The 382-nt window shown below is 66.0% G+C and carries 1 protein-coding gene; it reads left to right on the top strand.

All coding sequences use genetic code 11. The features are described 5' to 3' along the window. Positions 1–382: flagellar basal body-associated FliL family protein (locus L692_RS32715; RefSeq protein ID WP_198027753.1), on the top strand; the 382-nt coding region annotated here is incomplete at both ends.

The raw sequence follows: 382 nt of genomic DNA, 5'->3' as shown, positions 1-382 counted from the left end.
CAGCCGGTTTCGGCTGATGCTCTTTGGCGCAGCCGTCGTCTTGCTGGCAGTTGCCGGAGTTCTGGCCGCCAGCTTGCTGAAAGGAAGCGGAGACGAGGCGGCTCCGGCAGTCTCGCCTCAGCCTTCGCCTTCCCAGGAGGCGGGCTATCCCGAAGCAGCCGTGTATCTTGAGCACGGCGACGGTGCGGGCGGAGGCTCGCTGCTGTTCGCCTTCGCTTCCGCCGATGCCTGCCGCGAATTTAATCCGGCGGAGATTGAAGTGGATTCCGGCGCAGGAGAGACCGTCAAGTATAAAATCGGCGGTCTGGACCATAGCTGCGGGGCGCAGGTATCCGCGGCTCCCACAGGTGCCGCTGGCGCCGGGGATTCCGGCGCGGCAGGC

Origin of the sequence: Paenibacillus forsythiae T98 (assembly GCF_000520735.1) — a bacterium.
GTDB classification, from domain to species: domain Bacteria; phylum Bacillota; class Bacilli; order Paenibacillales; family Paenibacillaceae; genus Paenibacillus_AQ; species Paenibacillus_AQ forsythiae.
Note: the sequence above shows the minus strand (reverse complement) of the source record. Positions and strands in the feature narration are given on the sequence as shown.